The 19,683-nt window shown below is 53.8% G+C and carries 16 protein-coding genes; 8 read left to right on the forward strand and 8 right to left on the reverse strand.

Annotated features, from left to right (window positions below; genetic code table 11):
* Positions 1 to 6: 6 nt before the first annotated feature.
* Genes ACO08I_RS16145 through ACO08I_RS16155 form a run of 3 tightly spaced genes read right to left on the reverse strand, consistent with a single transcriptional unit; the run spans position 7 to position 4,905 of the window.
* On the reverse strand, positions 7 to 3,213 hold the full coding sequence (locus ACO08I_RS16145) for an efflux RND transporter permease subunit (protein WP_282775906.1): 3,207 nt from the start codon (positions 3,211 to 3,213) through the stop codon (positions 7 to 9).
* An 8-nt stretch (positions 3,214 to 3,221) separates the two neighbouring features.
* On the reverse strand, positions 3,222 to 4,406 hold the full coding sequence (locus ACO08I_RS16150) for an efflux RND transporter periplasmic adaptor subunit (protein ID WP_421946481.1): 1,185 nt from the start codon (positions 4,404 to 4,406) through the stop codon (positions 3,222 to 3,224).
* A 46-nt stretch (positions 4,407 to 4,452) separates the two neighbouring features.
* Positions 4,453 to 4,905, reverse strand: coding sequence for a MarR family winged helix-turn-helix transcriptional regulator (locus ACO08I_RS16155; RefSeq protein ID WP_044218160.1), 453 nt, complete (start codon positions 4,903 to 4,905; stop codon positions 4,453 to 4,455).
* Between the two features lie 171 nt (positions 4,906 to 5,076).
* Here ACO08I_RS16155 and ACO08I_RS16160 point away from each other — a divergent pair, with 171 nt between their 5' ends.
* Positions 5,077 to 5,499: a hypothetical protein gene (locus ACO08I_RS16160; RefSeq protein WP_421946482.1), complete on the forward strand. Its 423-nt coding sequence runs from the start codon at positions 5,077 to 5,079 to the stop codon at positions 5,497 to 5,499.
* Between the two features lie 55 nt (positions 5,500 to 5,554).
* Positions 5,555 to 6,100, forward strand: a complete 546-nt coding sequence (locus ACO08I_RS16165; protein WP_282775913.1) for a group I truncated hemoglobin — start codon at positions 5,555 to 5,557, stop codon at positions 6,098 to 6,100.
* 92 nt (positions 6,101 to 6,192) lie between these two features.
* Here ACO08I_RS16165 and ACO08I_RS16170 read toward each other — a convergent pair whose 3' ends face one another.
* Positions 6,193 to 6,489 carry a hypothetical protein gene (locus tag ACO08I_RS16170; protein ID WP_044218167.1) on the reverse strand — a complete coding sequence of 99 codons (297 nt, stop codon included), beginning with the start codon at positions 6,487 to 6,489 and terminating at the stop codon, positions 6,193 to 6,195.
* Between the two features lie 189 nt (positions 6,490 to 6,678).
* Positions 6,679 to 7,425, reverse strand: coding sequence for an RDD family protein (locus ACO08I_RS16175; protein WP_421946483.1), 747 nt, complete (start codon positions 7,423 to 7,425; stop codon positions 6,679 to 6,681).
* A gap of 102 nt (positions 7,426 to 7,527) precedes the next feature.
* On the opposite strand from ACO08I_RS16175, the gene ACO08I_RS16180 reads away from it, so the two are divergent.
* The 5 genes from ACO08I_RS16180 (at position 7,528) to ACO08I_RS16200 (ending at position 13,832) form a co-directional block, all read left to right on the forward strand.
* Positions 7,528 to 9,378 (forward strand): stage II sporulation protein M, encoded by a 1,851-nt coding sequence (locus ACO08I_RS16180; RefSeq protein ID WP_421946484.1) that lies wholly within the window; start codon positions 7,528 to 7,530, stop codon positions 9,376 to 9,378.
* A complete protein-coding gene (locus ACO08I_RS16185; RefSeq protein WP_282775919.1) occupies positions 9,375 to 10,154 on the forward strand; it encodes a DUF4129 domain-containing protein in 780 nt (259 codons plus the stop codon). Before ACO08I_RS16180 ends, ACO08I_RS16185 begins: the two co-directional genes overlap by 4 nt.
* Positions 10,144 to 11,421 carry a DUF4350 domain-containing protein gene (locus ACO08I_RS16190; protein WP_421946485.1) on the forward strand — a complete coding sequence of 426 codons (1,278 nt, stop codon included), beginning with the start codon at positions 10,144 to 10,146 and terminating at the stop codon, positions 11,419 to 11,421. Before ACO08I_RS16185 ends, ACO08I_RS16190 begins: the two co-directional genes overlap by 11 nt.
* A gap of 144 nt (positions 11,422 to 11,565) precedes the next feature.
* Positions 11,566 to 12,510 (forward strand): MoxR family ATPase, encoded by a 945-nt coding sequence (locus tag ACO08I_RS16195; RefSeq protein ID WP_345894611.1) that lies wholly within the window; start codon positions 11,566 to 11,568, stop codon positions 12,508 to 12,510.
* Positions 12,510 to 13,832 carry a DUF58 domain-containing protein gene (locus ACO08I_RS16200; RefSeq protein WP_282775922.1) on the forward strand — a complete coding sequence of 441 codons (1,323 nt, stop codon included), beginning with the start codon at positions 12,510 to 12,512 and terminating at the stop codon, positions 13,830 to 13,832. The genes ACO08I_RS16195 and ACO08I_RS16200 overlap by 1 nt, the downstream gene beginning before the upstream one ends.
* 13 nt (positions 13,833 to 13,845) lie before the next feature.
* On the opposite strand, the gene hemB is transcribed toward ACO08I_RS16200, so the two are convergent.
* Entirely contained in the window at positions 13,846 to 14,829 is a 984-nt protein-coding gene (gene hemB, locus ACO08I_RS16205; protein ID WP_282775924.1) for a porphobilinogen synthase, read from the reverse strand.
* The gene (gene yidD, locus ACO08I_RS16210) at positions 14,830 to 15,078 is read right to left on the reverse strand and encodes a membrane protein insertion efficiency factor YidD (protein ID WP_282775925.1); all 249 of its coding nucleotides are present in this window, start codon (positions 15,076 to 15,078) and stop codon (positions 14,830 to 14,832) included.
* 134 nt (positions 15,079 to 15,212) lie between these two features.
* Here yidD and ACO08I_RS16215 point away from each other — a divergent pair, with 134 nt between their 5' ends.
* Positions 15,213 to 17,003, forward strand: coding sequence for an SLC13 family permease (locus ACO08I_RS16215; RefSeq protein WP_421946486.1), 1,791 nt, complete (start codon positions 15,213 to 15,215; stop codon positions 17,001 to 17,003).
* On the opposite strand, the gene ACO08I_RS16220 is transcribed toward ACO08I_RS16215, so the two are convergent.
* Positions 17,000 to 19,681 (reverse strand): GNAT family N-acetyltransferase, encoded by a 2,682-nt coding sequence (locus tag ACO08I_RS16220; protein ID WP_421946487.1) that lies wholly within the window; start codon positions 19,679 to 19,681, stop codon positions 17,000 to 17,002. The genes ACO08I_RS16215 and ACO08I_RS16220 overlap by 4 nt on opposite strands.
* Positions 19,682 to 19,683: the final 2 nt, after the last annotated feature.

Genomic DNA, 19,683 nt, shown 5'->3' on the forward strand with positions numbered 1-19,683 from the left:
TTAAAATCAACCGAGCATAAAGGACAGCGCGCCGACCACCACCACGACGGTGACCAGCACATACCACAGGAACTCATATCCGGTCTCCCGCCGTACTGCAGGCTCTACTGCTTCGTAGCTGGGCTTCACGCCGTTCCATGCGTAAGAAGCATAGACCTTGAAGCGGTTCATGATGATGAGCAGCACCGGTAGCAACACCAGAATAACCGCCGTAATGACCAAAAGGCCGAAGGAGACCGCAATCGCCATCGGAATGAGGAACTGCGCCTGCAGGCTCTTCTCAAACAATAGCGGTGCCAGTCCGGCAAAGGTGGTCACGGTGGTCAGCACAATGGGCCGGAAACGCGACAGGCCAGTCTCGTACACCGCGTCCATATGCGAGCGCCCTTCTTCAATCATCGTATTGTAGGTGCTCACAAAAACCAGGGCGTCATTCACCAGAATACCGATCAACGCGATAATGCCCAGGGCGGAGAACAAGCTGATGGGGAGCCCCATGAGCCAGTGCCCCCAGCCTACCCCGATAAACCCAAACGGAATCAGCAGGAAGACGAGCAGCGCCTGCCCGACGGAGCGGAACGTCAGCGCAATCACAAAGAACATGAGGGAAAGCACAATGCTAAATACGGTCTGAATAGATTTGGCTGATTTCTGCTGCTCTCTGTTCTGCCCTTCGTAAATGGCAGAAACGGAACTGTAACCGCTCAGGATTTCCGGGATGATCTCGTCTTGTAAGCTGGCAGTGACATCGCTTACCGAAACGTCGTTATTTGATACGTCGGCCTCAATTTTCACCTCCCGCTTACCATCGATGTGGTTGATGTTGATCACGCCCCGCTTCAGCTCCAGGGTGGCAATTTCCGAAAGGGGAAACTCCCGCCCGTCCTCGAAGCGGATGCGCATGTCTTTTAGTTTGTTGATGTTGTCGCGGTCTTCCCGGTCGTAGCGTACCCACACCCGCACTTCATCCTGACCGCGCTGCAGGCGCTGCACTTCGCTGCCGAAGAAACCACTACGCACCTGCCCGACCACATCCTGCAGCTTCAGCCCCAGGTATTTACCCTTCTCGGTAAGTTGGATATTGACCTCCCTGAGCCCCTCCTGATTGTTGTCGACTACATCCGCCAGTTCAGAAAGGCCCTGCATGGCTGCTTTGACTTCTTCGGTAGCCGCCTTGAGCTGAGTGTAATCCTCCCCGATCAGGGAAATGGAAATCGGCTTGCCAAAGGCGGAGGCAGCGCCAAAGGTGAGCACCTCCGCAGTGGGAATATCGCCTACTATTTGCCGGATCGTATTGGTGACGGCCCGGGCGGTCAGGCTGTCCCGGTTTTCACCATCCAGTATGTTTACGCTGATGTTGCCCTGATAGGTAGTGGGGCCAAGGTTGACCTCTACCCGCTCGATGGCCTGTTTGTCGCCATTGAAGTAGTGCTGGCTCAGGGAGTCATTCGCGCGCCAGGCGGCGTCCTCAATCATTTGCAGTTTGTCCAGAGTGATATGCTCCCGGGTGCCGGCGGGCATTTGCAGCTGTATGGTAATGTCGTCTCGCTCAATAATAGGAAAGAAGGTCGTACTGATGATCCCTCCGCCAATAGCGCCGCCGGTAATGACCAGAAGGCCGACCAGGACAGCGATGGTAAAAAATTTGTTGTACATGACAAACTTCAGGGTAGGCCCATAGAGCTTGTGGCGCATCCAGTTCATAGCTTGCTCAAAGGCTTGCTGTACCTTGTTGGTGTCGCGGTCTGGGCTGAGGGCTTTACTGTGGGCTACGTGAGTAGGCAAGATCACCGCTCCTTCAATAAGGGAAAAGATGAGAGAAAAGATCACCACAATCGCCATTTGTGAAAAGAAGTCGCCCAGCCGCCCGTCAATGAACAGGAAGGAGGAAAAGGCAAGTACGGTGGTGACGATGGCGGCAAAGACGGCAGGCAGTACCTGTAGGGTGCCTTCCAGGGCAGCTTTGAGGCGAGGTACTCCCGCTTCGTACTGCTGATAGATGTTTTCGCCAATTACAATCCCGTCATCCACCAGGATACCGATCACCAGTATCATACCGAACAGAGATATCACATTAATGGTCACGCCCAGGGCTCCTGCCACCACAAACATGCCGGCAAAGGAGATTGGAATGGCAATGGCCACCCAGAACGCCAGCCGCCAGTGCAGGAACATGGCCAGCAGCACCAGCACGATACCGAAGCCCAGCAGCCCGTTCTCCATCAGCAAGTCGATCCGCTGCCGGAGCACATCGGAGCCATCGCGAATGACAGTGGCTTCGATGATATCATTTTTTTCATTAAAATCCCGGACGTATTCCTGCACCTTATCCGTGATGGAAATCATGTCCTCTTCCAGGGTATTCTGTACCGTGACGACCACCGAAGGTTCTCCGTTCAGGTAGCTGCGGTTGGGCGAGTCGGCCCAGCGGTCTGAAAGGTCGGCGATTTCATAGAGGCGCACCACACTGCCTTCAGGCGTGGTCTTCACAATGATGTCGCGCAGCCCTTCGGCGTAGTACTCTTTATTGCGGGCACGCACCAACAGCTCTTCGTCTTCCCCCTTGATGGTACCGCCGGTGATTTCAATATTGGCAGCCCGTACCGCCAGTGTCGCCTGCTGAAAAGTCAGCCCGTAAGCCCGCAGGTCCTTTTCACGGAAAGCAATCTCAATTTCCTCTTCCGGGAAACCGCTCAGGCTCACCTTAGAGATGCCCTCCATCTGCCGGAGGTCTTCCTCTACCTGCCGGCCGTAGCGCTTCAGGGTCTTGAGGTTCACATCCCCACTAAGTGCAAAGCTGATGGCAAAGCCCAGGTTTTCCTGAATATACACCACCGGTGGCTCCAGCCCTACAGGAAAAGAACTGATCTGGTCCACAGCATTGCGCACATCCACGAGCACGTCATCAGTATTGAAGCCCTTGAGCACTTCCACTGTGATGCTGCCACTGTTTTCGCTCGAAACGGAAGTATAGCGCTCCACACCGGTCACCCCTTTGAGGTTTTCCTCGATGCGCTTGACGACGCCTTCCTCCATTTCTTCCGGGGACGAACCAGGGTAGACCAATTGTATGCTGATAATCCGGCTGGGCACCTCAGGGAAGAAGGTGGACTTCATGTTGAATAGCCCGGCAATGCCGAGCACAAAAAGCCCGACCATGATCAGGTTGGCGGCTACCGGAAATTTGATAAAGTAGTTGACAAATCTTTGCATGGTAGAGACTATTCTGCGCTGCCCAGTTGGTCCTTAGGCCCGGTCTTTGCCGATTGTGCGTTTTTAGATTTTTGTTGCGTGCTGATGCGGACTTTCATGCCATCAAATGCGTCCGGTATGGGCTGCGCCAGAATGGGCGTGCCATCTTTCAATCCCCGGATAATCGCAGACTCATCAGTCATTTTTACCACCTGTACTTCTTCCATTCGGAGGATAGAATCCTGTACAACGAAGACCCCCCGCTGATCATTGAGCAGGTTGCGGGGCAGCGCAAAAGCATTGTCAATACTGCTGGCAACCACATCGCCGCGCAGGTACATATTTTCTTTCAGGTCGTTGCCATTGACAGCGATGAACACCCGTACGGTCTGCGTACCTGCATCCACCTGATCGCTGATGCGGCGGATTTTGCCGTTCCAGCTGCCTTCGATATCTTCTGAGTATAGCTCCACCGGGTTGCCTACGGCCAGGTATTTCAGGTCGCGCAGGGCAACGGTGGCTTCCAGTTCGTAGCTGCCGGTGCTCATCAGCTCGCCCAGTTTCTGCCCGGCCCGCACCACCGCACCCGGGTTGATGGAGGCAGCCGTGATCACCCCGCTAAAAGGTGCGTACAGCGTATACTTGTCCAGCCGCTCCTCCTGGCTTTTGATGGTGTAGTACTGGCTGTACAGATTGCGGGAAGCAATGAAATACTTTTCCTGATCATTCAAAGCCTCCGGGAAAGCTTTGATGGGGGCTTCCACCTCAAAATTATCGAGATAGTCCTTCCAGTGCTCATAGCTTTCCGGGTAGTCAATCTTCAGGTCGGGCATCAGCTGAGTGATGGCGTTGAGGAGGTTGCTTTTTTGCGAAAGCAGGGAAAGTTTAGCTTCCTCCTGATTGACTTTGATCAGTAAGGCTCCTTTCGGGAAATAAGTACCAACCTTGAAGGAGCGCTCCGTTTTTTCGAGGGTGCCCGTCACTTCTGAGAAAAGGTCAATTTTGTCATAGGCCGACAGTTCCCCCTGTACATTCAGGGTTGTGGGAATGCTGCCCAGGCGCACATGCATAGTATCGACCATTTTCACTTTGGTGCCAGCCACTTTGGGGCGGGGCGGTTGTTTCTGATTGCTCAGGAAGCGAGACAGGGCAAATGCACCGATGAGGAGGACGAGCCCTGCAAACATGATAATTCTTCTGGCGGTGATGCTCATAAATCAGCGTTATTGATGGCTGTTAATATTTAGTTGTATCTGCAACTTACTTATGATTGCAGGTGAATTTCTGGTAAATCTGTGACAGCACACGCTTGCAGATAGCCAGGTCTTCTTCCGGAATGCCTTCCGTTGCTTCCTGTACCGTCTGCTGTGCTTCCGGCAGGAGTTCTTCGCGAAGGGACCGGCCCCGGTGCGTCAGGTAGATGAGCTTATTGCGCTTGTCTTCCTGATCAGGTATTCGGACTACGATATTCGCCGCTTCCAGGCTTTGCAGGGCGCGGGCAATCGTGCCTTTGTCCTTGATATTGGAAACGGCCAGGTCCTGCTGCCGTACACCTTCTTTTACCCAAAGGTCAACCAGAATGCCCATATGCTGTGCTGATAATCCCAACTCGTCCAATGCGGTCCGTTTCCGGATCTCATTGGCCAGCAGCCGCCCGACGCGGTTGGTCAGAAAAACAAGGGAATTAACAGGAAATTCAACAGCTTGGCTCATTCAATTGGTTGCATTTGCAACGAGAACGCATCATGGTGTATTTAGTTTAGTGAAGGTGATATTTTTTTGTTGCGCTCGGTTGCGGAACACGAAAATCAGAAAATTGTCAAAAAAAAGAGCCGCTTTTTGATCCGCCCCCTGGAAAAGCCCCGTACCTCTTTTAAAAGCACTATGGCAAATTCATCAAAAAGGAAGCTTTTATTAGGTGGTGCGCTGCTGCTTGGCATTATCGCTTTTGTGGCACTGGCACTCCGGCAGGACCCTGTCCCTAACGCACAGGTCCAACTGAGCCGAATCGATTTCGAAGCGCCTCTGGACAAGCAGGAAGCAAAGGCAATTCAGCACGCTGTCATGAACACAGCAGGCGTGAAACATTGCTATCTCAATGCCGGAGCCGGCACATTGACTTTTAGCTACGACCTGCGCGAGCAACAAAACGAGGTTGTCCTGGCTGCCGTACAGCAGACCACGGCTACAGATGCCCGACTGTATCAGGTATCGGAATCTGCAAAGGCTTCAAGCTGCCCGGTAACGGGGGCAGGTTCACCGGTAAAAAAAGTGCTTGCCTACGCCAGCCAGATTTGGCCTTTTTAGTGCGCTGCCAAGTATTCAACCCAATTCCATTTCAAAATAATTTAAAATTTAAAACATGAACACTCGATTATTGATCCTGCTGTTGGGCATGGCTTGCCTGACTTTCACAGCCTGTGACAACGACGACGAAGAGCCGATGATGACCGAAGACACCCTTTATCAGAAGCTGGGCGGCACCACGATGGTGACTGATCCTGCCGGGGGTATGATTGAACAGGGCCGGCTTGGCTTGCGCTCAGTGGTCGACAGCTCCATTTTTGTGATTGCTGCTGATCCGGTATTGAGCCCTTATTTTGCTTCGCTACTGGCAGAAGTTGGAAATGGGAACACCACCAACCTCGCTATTCTGAGCGAAAACCTGACTGATTTCTTTTGTGTCGCTACCGGTGCAGAAAACTATACCTACGACGGTATGGATATGGTGAGCGCGCACGATCCGGCACAAAACCCACGCATGGCGGAGAAATCAACCGATGCGGCCTATGATGCATTCATTGCAGCAGTAGCCGAGGGTGCCATGCAAAATAATGTGCCTGAAGATTTGATTGGAGAGGTAGGGGCACTTTTGGAGACCCTGCGCGCTGATGTCGTGCAGCAGTAAAACCGCTCCGGAATAACCCTGTCCTAATGAAAAAAGCCGCCTGAGCAATAATTTAGCTCAAAGCGGCTTTTTTCTTTCAACGTAATTCAAAATCAGTTCAAAGAGAACTGCATGACTGCATCCGATGTATTGTGAAACATCAGCTCGGAGATATTAGGGCTCATGTACTCACTCAGTGGCAACTGGGCGATATTTTCCATCACTTCAAACTCAGAAGTTCCAGTCATGATGGCCCAAAGTTTGGACCGGTCCATAGACAGAGAATAGGCTTTGACCCTTCCGTCTGCCAACATAGTGTTGATGATGTAGCGCTGCTTGGGAATTAGCGCCATAAATTCCTCATCAAAAGTCTGTGGCAGATCAAATTCTATCATGAATGTTTTTTTCATCGTTTCGCTTTTAGTTCTGTGCTTAGCGCGGCGAGAATAAGCTGCGTCGTTTGGCAAGCACAAATTAATAAGGCACTGAGGCCCGCGATGAGCAAGCCTCGCCTATATTAAATGCGCAAAGGGGCGTATATGTTGTACCATTGCTGTTAAGGAAGCATTAAGAATAACAGGCTTGTGCCGTCAGGTAGCCTACCGCGTAATAACGATGTAGTCGCGGATCAGTGTTTTTAGAAAGCCTATGCGGTCGCGGGGCATCTCCTCTATATTTAGAAGCTCTTGCAGACGGCCGGTGAGCTCCCGTAGTGCCTGTTCATGAGCAGGGTTGCGGTGACTGCGGTAGCGGGCCAGCATGTTTTTGATGAGCAGCATATCTTCCTCGGCCAGCTGCTGTACCTGCGGATAGGTCAGCTCGTAATTGTCCAGAGAGTTGATCCCAAGAATATCTGACAGCCCAAACTGTAGCTGATGGCGAAGGCGGATGACCGTAGTGTTGGCAGTCATATCGCCCAGGCGCTGATTATTGCTGGAGGAGCTGATGAAGACGGCCGCCAGGATGCCCGAAGAAAACACCGAATCTACAATGTGAAATACCGCCCGCAGCAGGTAATCGCTCAGGCCCGGTTCCTGCCCGTCGACCCGCACTACACGGATGCCCATGGCCCGCTTACCCCAGGTCTGCCCGTTGGTCATGATCTCCGAAAACAAGTGGTAGCCCATAAACAGGATCAGCGGGAAAAGTCCGTAGAGCACCCCGGCGAGCATGGTCCCCGCGATGGCATTGCCCAGGAGGCGGCCAAAGATGAGCACCACCACGACAAAGAAAATCATCATGATGATGAAAAAATCGATGATAAACGCCATGGCGCGCTCCCGCAGCAGGGCCAGCTCGTACTCAATAACGACGTTCTGGGCGGTCCGTATTTCGATGGTCTTCACAGTAATTGGTCAATTTACTTTCTAAACTAACGCAAATAATTCACGGTTTGCAACATTTTTCCTAAAATAGAGCTTCCTGTAAAGGAGTTATAACCTCACCGAATGCGCGAGACAAAATTCATTCAGCAAAATAAAGACAAGTGGCGGGCTTTTGACGAGGCCCTGGGCCAGGAAGGGCGTGACCCGGAAAAACTGGATGATCTTTTCGTGCAGGTGACGGACGATCTTTCCTACGCCCGGACATTCTACCCCAACCGCTCGGTGCGGGTCTACCTCAATGGCCTGGCGCAGCGCGTCTTCACCGCACTCTACCGCAACCGCCGTTCTTCTGCTCACCGCCTGGTCACGTTTTGGACGGACGAACTGCCGCAGCTGGTGTACGAAGCCCGCAGGGAGTTTCGGTTTTCCTTTCTCATTTTTGCCCTGGCTATGCTTATCGGCATGGTCTCCAGTGCCAGCGAACCAGAGTTCCTGCGGGTCATACTGGGCGATTCCTATGTGGATATGACCCTGGAAAATATTGAGGCAGGTGACCCCATGGCCGTGTACAAGGAAAAGGGGGCATTTGAGATGTCCCTTGGCATTACCATCAACAACTTGTGGGTGTCTTTCCTGACTTTTGTGACGGGTGCTTTTTTCACCATCGGCTCCATTGCCGTGCTGATCCGCAACGGTGTCATGCTGGGGGCTTTCCAATACTTCTTCATTGAGCGGGACTTATTCTGGGAATCTTTTTTGACGGTTTGGATTCACGGGACACTGGAGATTTCAGCCATTATTATTGCTGGTTCAGCGGGCATCACTATGGGCAAAGGGCTGGTTTTTCCCGGCACTTTCAACCGCATGCAAGCCTTTCAGAAATCGGCCCGGCGGGGCATAAAAATCATGGTCGGCATAGCGCCCATCATCATCATGGCGGGCTTTATAGAGGGTTACCTGACCCGGCATACCGAAACGCCGGATATCATACGGGGGTTGTTCATTTTTTTATGCCTCGCCTTTGTGCTGCTGTACTTCGTATGGTACCCCCGCATTAAAGCCCGGATTGGCTTCAATCAGCCGGTACGCGATACCCGCCTAACACCGGATGCGAAACTCGACTTGTCATTCACGAAGATCCGGTCTGCCGGGGAGCTGTTTACCGATTTGTTTGTGCTCTACAAACGGCACTTTGGAACCTTCCTGGTTGGGAGTTTGGCAAGTGCCCTTTTGTTTATTGCATTTGCATTTCTGCCAGGCAATGCCCTGCCTGAAGACCGATTCAGTTTTCCACCGGGCATTTACCTTGGAGTAGAGAATATAGGGCAGTTTTTTAACAACCCCGCCGCTCCCCTGATCCCTTTCGCTCATGTCTTAAGTTTCTCCTTTATCGGGCTTTTGGTCTTCAGAAAGCTTGGACAGGAAGAGCGTTCTGACTATAAAAGGTCGCCCGGTATTGCCTTTATAAACTTTATGCCACCTATGGGCGCACTGACGGCCCTGTTGTATACCAATGACTGGTACACCATTTTTCTGGTCGTCCTCTTTGCTGTTGTGCCTGCCATTTGGGGTTACTGCAGCTACCGGGAGGGGCGCAATTCCCTGTCCGCTTTCAGCAAGAGCTTATCTTTGTGGAGCCCCAGTTTCAGCCGGGTATTCAGCCTTTCGTTTACGCTGCTGCTGGTTGGGCTGTTGTTTTACTCCCTGGTCAATACGGTGCTGGCCTGGTTTTTCGTTGACCTGGTGACCTGGGTGGTCTCGCTCGATCAGGCCGGCATGGACCAACTGAGCGTGGTGCTGCTGGCCTTTCTGAGTGTATGGTTGCTTTACCTGGTGTCGGCGATGTTGCTTTTGGGTGGTGGGCTGTTGTACTACACCTTATTGGAAATACAGGAAGCGCCCGGCTTGCGGCAGCGCATACAGGAAATCGGGCTCCAAACCCGGATTAGAGGACTGGAAAAAGAGCGGAGATGAGACAGCAGTGGTGTAGCATACCAATAAGTATACTGGCAGTACTCCTCGCAATAGTACTTTTCAACCCTCGCCTGAGCGCCCAGACTTACCTGGAAAAGGAGGTGGCCCCGGCTGAAATCGACCGGGAGCGCTGGGAATCCGCGAAGGAAGGGCTCAGTTATCCTACCCCGGATAACCGCCATCAGCGGGAGCCCAATGAGCAGAGCGAAAACCGAAAGGGCGGTGGGGAGCGGGAAGATCCTCAGCCGGAACTGAGCCCTGCGCCTGAGCCCTGGGTGAGCGGCGATACAGCAGCTTTACTACTGCGCGTCTTTTTCTGGATAATTATTGCGGTTGCTATAGCCGTACTTCTCCGTTATCTGCTGGGGCTCAAGCGGCCGCCAAAGAATACCCGTATTGAGAGGGGGCTGAGTTCCGGCATTGACCTGGAAGCTATTGAAGAAGACCTGCCCGATGCCCAACTGGAAGATTTTCTGCAGCAAGCCATCAACAACAAGCAGTTTTCGCTGGCTGTACGGCTTTATTACCTGGTCCTTTTACAGGGGCTTACTAATAAGAAGCTGGTCAGTTGGCAAAAAGACAAAACCAATAATCAGTATGTTCAGGAGTTGGACGGCACCCCGCTTCAACAGGATTTCCGTAGCGTAACCCTACTGTTCGAGCAGGTCTGGTACGGCGATCAGGCGCTCGATGAGGCTGCTTTTGAACAAATGGCACCCCAGTTTCAGGCTTTTGCGCAACGTATTCAGAATTTAAAACCAGACTATGCTCAATAGGCGGCGGACCATAACCATCGCAGTAGCCCTGGTCATCATAGGCTTGCTACTGACCCTGCTCTTCCGCAGCGACCGGAAGGAGCCTGTGGACTGGCGGGAGACCTACGAGGGGCAAAGCCGGGAACCCTATGGCACTTCCATCCTGAAGACGTTGCTGGAAGGGCACTTTCAAACGGATACCCTCCTCGTCCTTCGGGATAGCCTCAAAGGACAACTCGACACCCTCCCCTCCGATGCGATATACCTGTTTTTTGGGCAGGCCATGTATCAGGATTCTGTGGATCAACAGGCCTTAATGGACTTCATTGCCGCCGGGAATACGGCTTTTATTGCCACTAAATCGCTGCCGGATTACCTGGGGGCATCTTTGTTCGCCACCCGGTCGTACTGTCCGGGGACAGATTGGGATCAATATCAGCTGGTAGTGGATTCTACCGCAGGCTTAAACTTTGTTCACCCCAATCTGGCGGTAGACACCAATATGCAGTTTACTTTTATTGACCGGGGCTATCCGGCAAATTATTACTGGACCGGTCTGCCGCCGGCGTTGTTCTGCGCACAGGAGGAAGCCTTTTTGCCCCTGGGCACCATTAGCGACACGCTGTACAACTTCACCCGTCAGGCCTATGGCAACGGGTACGTCTACCTCCACACCACCCCGCTGGCTTTCGCCAATTACCATCTGATAGAAGATTATGGCGTGGAATACCTGCGCCGGGTGCTGACGCACCTCGATGCCGCCGGACCGGTCTACTGGGACCGCTACAGTCAGGTGCCCGAAAAACCTGACGGCATTCAACCGCCCATTGGTGAAAGGCGCCTGAATGCCGATGGGCCGCTGAGCTTTATTCTGAGTGAGCCGGCGCTGACCTGGGCATGGTATCTGCTGCTGGGCATGGGCATACTCTACCTCGTTTTCCGGGCCAAGCGGCAGCAGCGCGTCATTCCCGTACTGGAGCCTAACCGGAACACCTCTCTGGAGTTTCTCAATATGATTGGCCGGTTGTACTTTTTGCAAAACAACCACCGGCAGCTGGCCCTGCAGCAAATCAGTATGCTGAAGCAGCACATCCGGCGCCGGTATGATATTAAGGAACTGAGTGAGGAGACTGCGCCAACACTTGCACAACGCTCAGGAGTGGAAGAAGCCCACCTGAAACGCCTGATCACCTTTGACCGCAATATTCAAAGCTCTACTTTTATGTCGGGCAAGACGCTGTCGGACTTTCACCAATTAATCGAACATTTCTACCAAAACAGTAAATAGATGCACCTGGACGAGCACGATGACCCCTGGAATACTCCGGATGAAGGCGCTGAACGCGAAACGCCACAGCCCAATGAGGAATCGCAGGGCATACCGCCCCTGCCCCCTAAGGCAGATACCGAGTGGCAGCCCCCCAATCCGGCAATGCAACAGATCAATATCGCAGTAAGCCGGGTCAGGGAAGAACTGCACAAGCTGATTATCGGGCAGGATGAAATGCTGGAATTACTGATGGCAGCCCTGTTTTCCGGCGGGCATGTGCTGCTGGAAGGTGTACCGGGTATTGCCAAAACCCTCACCGCCAAACTGATGGCACAGGCGATGGAAGTTGATTTTTCCCGCATACAGTTCACCCCCGACCTGATGCCGAGTGATGTGGTAGGCACCACGGTTTTCAATATGCAACAGTCTTCCTTTAGCTTCAACGCGGGTCCGGTCTTTTCCAACGTCGTCCTGATCGATGAGATCAACCGGGCGCCGGCCAAGACACAGGCTGCCCTGTTCGAGGTGATGGAGGAATATCAGGTGACAGTAGATGGGGAGACTTATCCGATGAGCTTACCTTTTTTCGTCATTGCCACCCAAAACCCGATTGAGCAGGAGGGTACCTACAAGTTGCCGGAGGCACAGCTCGACCGCTTCCTCATCAAGATCAACCTGCAGTATCCCAGCCTCGATGAGGAGAAGCTCATCCTGCGCCGCTTCCGGTCGGACTTCGGCATGGCGCAGCGCAGCACGGTCAGGCCGGTTTTCAATGCGCAGGAAATTCAGGAGTGCCAGGCGCTGGTGCAGCAGGTGCACATCAAGGATGAACTACTGGACTACATTGCCGCTATTGTGCACGACACCCGCAATAACGGTGATCTCTTCCTGGGCGCATCGCCCCGGGCCTCGCTCGCGATTATGAAAATGGCGAAGGCTATAGCTGCTATGCGCGGGCGGGATTTTGTGACCCCGGATGACATTCAGTACGTGGCCTATCCGGTACTCAATCACCGGGTTATGCTGACGCCGGAACGGGAGATGGAAGGCTATACGACCCGCGAAGTCGTGCAGGCCATTATTCAGAAGATCGAAGTCCCCCGCTAATGAAAGCTATCCATCTGACCGACCGGTTCTTTTGGGCATTTGGCGGGCTGGTCGTCCTGTTTGTCATTTGCTTTTGGGTGCCCGTGCTATTACCTGGAGCGCAAGCGATATTCGTCCTGCTCCTGGCAATAATCATACTCGATGGGCTATTGCTGTTTGGTAAGAACATGGAGGTCAATGCTGCCCGTCAAACACCCAAAATTATGGGCCTCGGAGACGATAACCCCATAAAAGTCCGGATTGAGAATACCTCCAACCTGCCGCTTTCCATCCGACTGATTGATGAGCTGCCAGTACAGTTTCAGCGGCGGGATTTTGAGTACCGGATTAGTCTTGATTCGGGCGCATCAGAAACGCTGCACTACGACCTCCGGCCTGTGGAGCGTGGGCAGTATACGTTTGGGGACCTCAACCTGTTTTTGTCTTCTCAGATCGGGCTATTGGAACGCCGGTGGATAGTGCCGGCAGAAGCCGCTGTCCCGGTTTATCCGTCGGTACTGCAGATGAAACAACTGGAACTGCGTGCCCTAGACCGCATTGCCCAGCACCCCGGCATCAAGAAGATACGCCGCATCGGACACAGCTATGAATTCGAACAAATCAAAAATTACGTCCGTGGCGACGACTACCGCAGCATCAACTGGAAAGCCAGCAGCCGGCGCGGCACTTTGATGGTCAATCAGTATGAAGACGAGCGCTCCCAGCAAATCTACTCCATCATCGACAAGAGCCGGGTCATGAAGATGCCCTTTGAGGGGCTGAGCCTGATGGATTACGCTGTGAATGCAAGCCTGGCCATCTCCAATATCGCGCTCAAAAAGTACGACCGGGCCGGGCTGATCACTTTCTCAGATAAGATTGGCGCCACGGTCAAGGCCGATAGCAAAGCCACGCAGCTCAACAAAATCCTCAATGCCCTGTACGCCGAGCAGGAGCGGCAGGTGGAGGCCAACTACGAACTGCTGTACTACGCTGCCCGCAAGCTGATTGCCGGGCGGAGCATGATTTTGTTGTACACCAATTTTGAGAGCCGGTTTGCATTGGAGCGGGCGTTACCGTTCCTGCGCCGCATCAATCGTACCCACCTGCTCGTTGTCATCTTCTTTGAGAACACCGAAATACGCACCTTCATCGAGGAGGAGGCCACCCACATTGAGGACATCTACCTGCAGACCGTTGCCCGGAAATACCTGAACGAAAAAGCGCAGATGGTGCAGCAATTACGGCAGTACGGCATTCAGGCGGTACTGACCCGCCCGGAGGACCTATCCGTCAATACGGTGAATAAGTATTTGGAGCTGAAGTCGCGGGGATTGATTTAGGGGGAATTCTACCTCACCCACACCTCTCCGCAAAATCCTTAGCAAAGTAAGTGATGATCACGTCCGCCCCGGCCCGGTGCAGGCTCAACAGGGTCTCCGGCATCGCCTGTTCGTAATCCAGCCAGCCGTTTTGGCAGGCGGCCATGAGCATGGCGCACTCTCCGCTCACGTGGTAGGCCGCAATGGGCACCTCGAAGTGCTGCTTCATGGTGAGGATGACATCCATGTAATGCAGGGCGGGCTTGACCATGAGGAAATCTGCCCCCTCCAGGGTATCCAGTTCGCCCTCAATCAGGGCTTCCCGGCGGTTGGCAGGGTTCATTTGGTAGGTCTTCTTGTCGGCGGGGATGTCTTCGCCTTCCACCGGGGCGCTGTCGAGGGCATCGCGGAAGGGTCCGTAGAAGGCGCTCGCGTACTTAGCGGTGTAGGACATGATGCCGGTATCCGAAAAGCCTTCTTCATCAAGTGCGACACGGAGGGCTTCCACCCGGCCATCCATCATATCTGAAGGGCCGAGGATGTCGAAGCCGGCTTTGGCTTGTGCCAATCCCATTTTTTGCAGCACGTGGAGGGTCTCATCATTCAGGATTTTACCATCATGCACGATGCCATCGTGCCCATCCGAGCTATAAGGGTCAAGGGCTACGTCACTAATCAGGCATGCTTCGGGAAAGGCGGCTTTGATCTCAGCGGCGGCGCTCAGGTAGAAGTTGTCATCGTCATAGCTGAAGGTACCCCGCTTGTCCTTTTTGTTGTCCGGTATTTTTGGGAAAAGGATGAACGATTGCAGCCCCAATGCCATACAGGCTTTAACTTCCTTCAGGGCTTCATCCACAGAAAGGCGGAAGGTGCCGGGCAAAGAGGGTATGGCTTCGCGTACGCCACTGCCTTCCACCAGGAAAAGCGGCTGTACGAGGTGCTGTGGGGTGAGGTGGATTTCCTGAGCCAGGCCACGAATGGCGGCACTGCGTCGGTTACGTCTGGGTCTTCTGAGCATTTAGGAAGGTTTATGTTTTTTTGGATTTTTCGGCACCGGGTCATAGCCGTGCGGGCCCCAGGGGTGGCATTTGAACAAACGCTTAAGGCCCAGCCAGATCCCCTTGATGGGGCCCCATTCTTCTATAGCGCCTACCATGTAGTGCGAACAGGTTGGCGTGAAGCGGCAGCTTGGCCCCAGCAGTGGTGAAATCGCCACCTGGTAGAAGCGTATCGGGAGAATAAACAGCGTTTTGAAAAAACTTTTCATGCCGAATGTCGTAGATTCACTCCTATAAACGGCTCGGGGACGCATAGGGTTGCCCTGATGAGGCCGCTAAAAATCCTATTATTTTTGTAGGGATTTTCGCTACCCTTTGCTTTATTTGCTCTTCATATTTATCTATGGCTACAGGCGCAATTATTACCCTTGTTGTTATTGCAGTTGCAGTGGTGCTCTTTGCTACCGAGGCTTTGTCTATCGACCTGGTCGCTATGCTTATCATGATCAGCCTGGTGCTGACAGGGGTTATCTCCCCGGAAGAGGGGGTAGCCGGCTTCAGCAATCCGGCGACCATGACCGTGGCTTTTATGTTTGTACTGAGTGCCGCCTTGCTTAAAACCGGGGCCCTGCAGTCCGTTGCTCATCAGCTTTCGGCCATCTTTCGGCAGAATTTCCGCCTCGGGCTGGTGCTCATGATGCTCCTGATCGCGCTCATTTCCGCGTTTATCAACAACACGCCTGTAGTGGCGGTATTCATCCCGGTAGTAGTGCAGATTGCCTACTCCTCCGGGCAGGCGCCAAGCAAGATGCTCATTCCCTTGTCGTATGCCTCAATCATGGGCGGGATGTGCACTCTTATCGGTACTTCCACCAACATACTGGTCAGTGGTATCGCCGAGCAGGAGGGGCTGCCGGCATTTGGAATGTTCCAACTAGGGGCAGTAGGGGTACCGCTCATGCTGGCCGGCATGGCCTACATGATGCTCATCGGGCGCAAGCTGCTGCCTGAACGGCAAAAAGAAAACCTCACCGAGCGCTTTGGGCTGGGCGACTACCTTACCGAACTGCAACTGCTGGAGGGCAATGAACTTTCCGGACAGCGCATTATGGACTCCGCCCTGGTGAAGGAGCTGGAAATGGACATCATCGAAGTGGTCCGCAATGGGCAGCGCTTCACGCTCCCACCCGGTGATTTCACGCTGGAGGCAGGCGACCTGCTCAAGGTGCGCTGTGATGTGGCCAAGGTCAAAGCGCTCAAGGAACGGGTAAAAATTATAGCCGATAACACGCTAAAAGTAGGTGATAACTTCCTGGGCGAAAAAAATACCAGCCTCGTGGAACTGGTCGTCACCGCTGGCTCCGTCTTTTCCAACCGCACCCTGAAAAGCCTGGACTTCCGCCGTACCTACCGGGCCATCCCACTCGCCATCCGCCACCGCAACGAGGTTCTGCATGACCACCTCTACAGCGTTCCCCTGGTACCAGGGGATGTCATCCTTGCTGAAGTCAAGCAGCATTACATCACCAACCTCAAGCAGATGGAAGCAGAGCAAGACGCGCCTTTTGTCATGCTTTCTGAGGACCGCCTCTCGGACTTCAACCGACGGCAGTTTGCTATCGTCATGTCGGTGATTGCCTTTGTAATCCTCACGGCTACCTTTAACCTGCTGCCCATTATGGTCGGCACACTGACGGGCGTATTAGCGCTGGTGCTCGCCCGCAGCCTGAGTATGAAGGAAGTCTATGAGGCCATCAACTGGAAGATCGTATTCTTGCTGGCAGGAGCACTTAGCCTAGGCACCGCTATGGGCAATACCGGGCTGGACCAGATGATCGCCGGTGGCCTGATTGGTTACCTTGGGGCCTATGGGCCGGTAGCTATTGTGGCCGGGCTGTACCTGACCACTTCCCTGCTTACCGAAATCATGTCGAATAACGCGACCGCTGCCCTCCTTGCGCCTATCGCCATTGCCACGGCTACTCAACTTGGCGTCAGCGCCACACCGCTATTGGTGGCCGTGACCATTGCTGCATCGGCTAGTTTTATGACGCCGATTGGCTATCAGACCAATACCATGGTCTACAGTGCAGGCAGCTACCGGTTTCGCGATTTCTTCCGGGCAGGAGTGGGCCTCAACCTGATGTTTTGGGTGCTGGCGAGCCTGCTGATCCCCTGGCTGTTCCCGTTTTAGGAGGATTTCTTGAGTTTCAGGCTGACGTGGAAGGTCTCGAAGTCTTCCCGCTGAATGTCAAAGCCCTTCCGCTCAAAAAGGGTGAGCATGCCTTTATTGGAAGAGAGGACCGTGGCGTAGATTTCGCTTAGCTTCATATCCCGTCCGATTTCGATGATGTAATCGGTCATCTGACTGCCGAGGCGCTGCCCCTGCCATTCGTCCGCAATGAGGATGGCATACTCGGCGGCCTCCCCCCATGGATCGGCAATGATACGCACTACCCCAATCATCTCCTCTTTCCCATCTTGTTCAATAAGGGCCACAACAGCCATTTCCCGGTCGTAGTCGATTTGGGTGAATCGGGTCATTAGCTCGTGCGTCATTTTGGGCACATAGCCAAAAAAACGGAAGTAAAGCGACTCCTTCGATAAACGGTTGACCATTTCGAGTTCCATAGGCTCGTCCTCGGGGCGTATGGGGCGTAAGAAAACCGGCGTACCGTTTTTCGATTTGATGGTCCGGCGGTAACGCCCGGGGTAAGGAGGGATAACCAGGTGCGAATAGGGCCTGCGCTCCGCCCGGCTGACATTGGGATCAAGGACTACATGGGCATCCAGCATGACTCCCTCCTTGTCGTCCATCACAAAGGGGTTGATGTCAATTTCCTGGATTTCCGGAAAGTCCATCACCAGATAGGCAAACTTGCAGAGCGTGAAGGCGAGCAGGTCGAGGTCCACCCCCTTTCGGTTGCGGTAACCTTTAAGCAGCGGATAAATTTTGGTCTGCTCAATCATGCGTTGTGCCAAAGCCATATTCATTGGCGGCAATTCCAGCCGGGTATCCCGGTAGACCTCCACTGCAATACCACCTTTGCCCACCGCAATAACGGGGCCCAGCAAAGCATCCTTACGCGAACCGATTAGCAATTCAAAAGGCTTGCTCACCATCCGCTCGATCACCACCCCACGGATATCCGCCTTAGGTGCGTGCTTACGGGTGTTGTCCAACGCCTGTTGATAAGCCTCGCGCACAGCAGCTTCATCCGGCAGGTTGAGGCATACCCCGCCAATATCGGACTTGTGGTAAATGTCCGGGCTGGCCACCTTGAGAACCACCGGATAACCGCACTGCTCCGCAAAAGCCACGGCTTCATCCGCCGAATGCGCCAACTGATAGTTGGTGACAGGCATCTCATAAAAAGAAAGCAGCTCCTTCGCCTCACTTTCCATAAGCTGTTGCCGGCCTTCCGCGAGCACTTTACGGATAAGCGCCAGCGCTTTTTCCCGGTCGGGCTTAAACTCCATGGGCTCCTCGGGCGGCGTCTCGTAGAGTAATTCCAGGTTGCGGTTGTACTCAAAGATGCGCAGGAAGACATCCACCGCGCTCTCCGGGTAGCGGTAATGCGGCACTTTTCCCGACTCCAGAATTTCCCGCCCTTCCACTACCGCCTGTTCGCCCATCCATGTCGCCAGGATAGGCTTGCGGGCGCGCTTGTTGACTTTCACGACGGCTTCGGCTATAGCCTCCGGGTCGGTATTCGCCTGATAAGTCAGGATAAGCAGTACCCCATCCGTATTTTTGTCTTTCAGCAGTATTTCCAGAGCAGTTTGGTAGACCTCTGCAGAGGCATTGCCGCGCACATTCACCGGGTTATTGTGGCTCCAGTTGACAGGCAGGCTTTCGCTGAGTTTTTCATAGGTTTTCTCGGTAAGCTGAGCCAGTTCGCCTCCCTTGGCCACCAGATAGTCCGTCGCCAGAATGGCGGGGCCACCGGCATTGGTAAGAATGGCCATGCGGTTGCCATTGGGCCGGGGCTGCATCGCCAGCGACTGCGCGCTGTTAAAGAGCTGTGCGATAGTGGATACCCGAATAATACCCGACCGCTGAAAGGCAGCAGAAAATACCCGGTCGTTACCCGCCAGTGCTCCGGTATGGGAACGGGCCACCCGTCGCCCCTCCCGGCTGCGGCCGGCTTTCAGTACAATGATCGGTTTGTGCCGTGCAAAGGCACGTGCAGCGCTCATGAACCGGCGGGCTTCCTTCACCGTCTCCATGTATACCAGGATACAGGAAGTGTGGCTGTCTGTGCCGAAAAAATCGATCAGGTCCGCAAAGCCGACGTCCGCCATAGCGCCTACGGATACGAAGTAGCTGAAGCCCACATTCTGCTCCATCGCCCAGTCGAGCGTAGACATACCGAGTGCGCCGCTTTGAGAAATGAACGCAATGTTGCCCGGGTTAGCTATGCGGGAAGAAAAACTGGCATTGAGCCCCAGATAAGGATTGATGAAGCCCATGCAATTGGGGCCAAGCACGCGCATATTATGCTCCCGCGCAATTTTCTTAATGCGTTCCAGCCGGTGCAGCCCCTCTTCGTCTGTTTCGTTGAATCCGGCGGATAGGATGGCAATGCCGCCTACTCCGGTTTTGCCACACTCCCGCACAATGCGCATCACGGCGTACGAAGGCGCGGTAATAATGGCCAGGTCAGGCGCCTCAGGCACATCACCGATATGGTAATAGCTTTTGAGCCCAAAGACTTCCCTGTGCCGGATATTGACCGGGGTAATGACACCTTTGAACTCGCCTTCCAGCAGGTTGCGCATCACCGTAAAGCCGATAGACGTGGTTTTATCAGAGGCGCCGATAACGGCAATAGAGCGGGGCTGAAACAGCTTTTTGAGTTGCTTGCGCATGA

Source organism: Phaeodactylibacter xiamenensis (genome assembly GCF_965229835.1).
Classification (GTDB): domain Bacteria; phylum Bacteroidota; class Bacteroidia; order Chitinophagales; family Saprospiraceae; genus Phaeodactylibacter; species Phaeodactylibacter xiamenensis.

What these genes read in the sequence shown, in the direction of transcription:
- ACO08I_RS16185 (WP_282775919.1), top strand. Translation starts at nt 9,375, where the DNA reads ATGAGACAGCAGTGGTGTAGCATACCAATAAGTATACTGGCAGTACTC.
- ACO08I_RS16150 (WP_421946481.1), bottom strand. Translation starts at nt 4,406, where the DNA reads ATGAGCATCACCGCCAGAAGAATTATCATGTTTGCAGGGCTCGTCCTC.
- ACO08I_RS16200 (WP_282775922.1), top strand. Translation starts at nt 12,510, where the DNA reads ATGAAAGCTATCCATCTGACCGACCGGTTCTTTTGGGCATTTGGCGGG.
- ACO08I_RS16190 (WP_421946485.1), top strand. Translation starts at nt 10,144, where the DNA reads ATGCTCAATAGGCGGCGGACCATAACCATCGCAGTAGCCCTGGTCATC.
- ACO08I_RS16155 (WP_044218160.1), bottom strand. Translation starts at nt 4,905, where the DNA reads ATGAGCCAAGCTGTTGAATTTCCTGTTAATTCCCTTGTTTTTCTGACC.
- ACO08I_RS16170 (WP_044218167.1), bottom strand. Translation starts at nt 6,489, where the DNA reads ATGAAAAAAACATTCATGATAGAATTTGATCTGCCACAGACTTTTGAT.
- ACO08I_RS16145 (WP_282775906.1), bottom strand. Translation starts at nt 3,213, where the DNA reads ATGCAAAGATTTGTCAACTACTTTATCAAATTTCCGGTAGCCGCCAAC.
- ACO08I_RS16195 (WP_345894611.1), top strand. Translation starts at nt 11,566, where the DNA reads ATGCAACAGATCAATATCGCAGTAAGCCGGGTCAGGGAAGAACTGCAC.
- ACO08I_RS16165 (WP_282775913.1), top strand. Translation starts at nt 5,555, where the DNA reads ATGAACACTCGATTATTGATCCTGCTGTTGGGCATGGCTTGCCTGACT.
- ACO08I_RS16160 (WP_421946482.1), top strand. Translation starts at nt 5,077, where the DNA reads ATGGCAAATTCATCAAAAAGGAAGCTTTTATTAGGTGGTGCGCTGCTG.
- ACO08I_RS16215 (WP_421946486.1), top strand. Translation starts at nt 15,213, where the DNA reads ATGGCTACAGGCGCAATTATTACCCTTGTTGTTATTGCAGTTGCAGTG.
- hemB (WP_282775924.1), bottom strand. Translation starts at nt 14,829, where the DNA reads ATGCTCAGAAGACCCAGACGTAACCGACGCAGTGCCGCCATTCGTGGC.
- yidD (WP_282775925.1), bottom strand. Translation starts at nt 15,078, where the DNA reads ATGAAAAGTTTTTTCAAAACGCTGTTTATTCTCCCGATACGCTTCTAC.
- ACO08I_RS16180 (WP_421946484.1), top strand. Translation starts at nt 7,528, where the DNA reads ATGCGCGAGACAAAATTCATTCAGCAAAATAAAGACAAGTGGCGGGCT.
- ACO08I_RS16220 (WP_421946487.1), bottom strand. Translation starts at nt 19,681, where the DNA reads ATGCGCAAGCAACTCAAAAAGCTGTTTCAGCCCCGCTCTATTGCCGTT.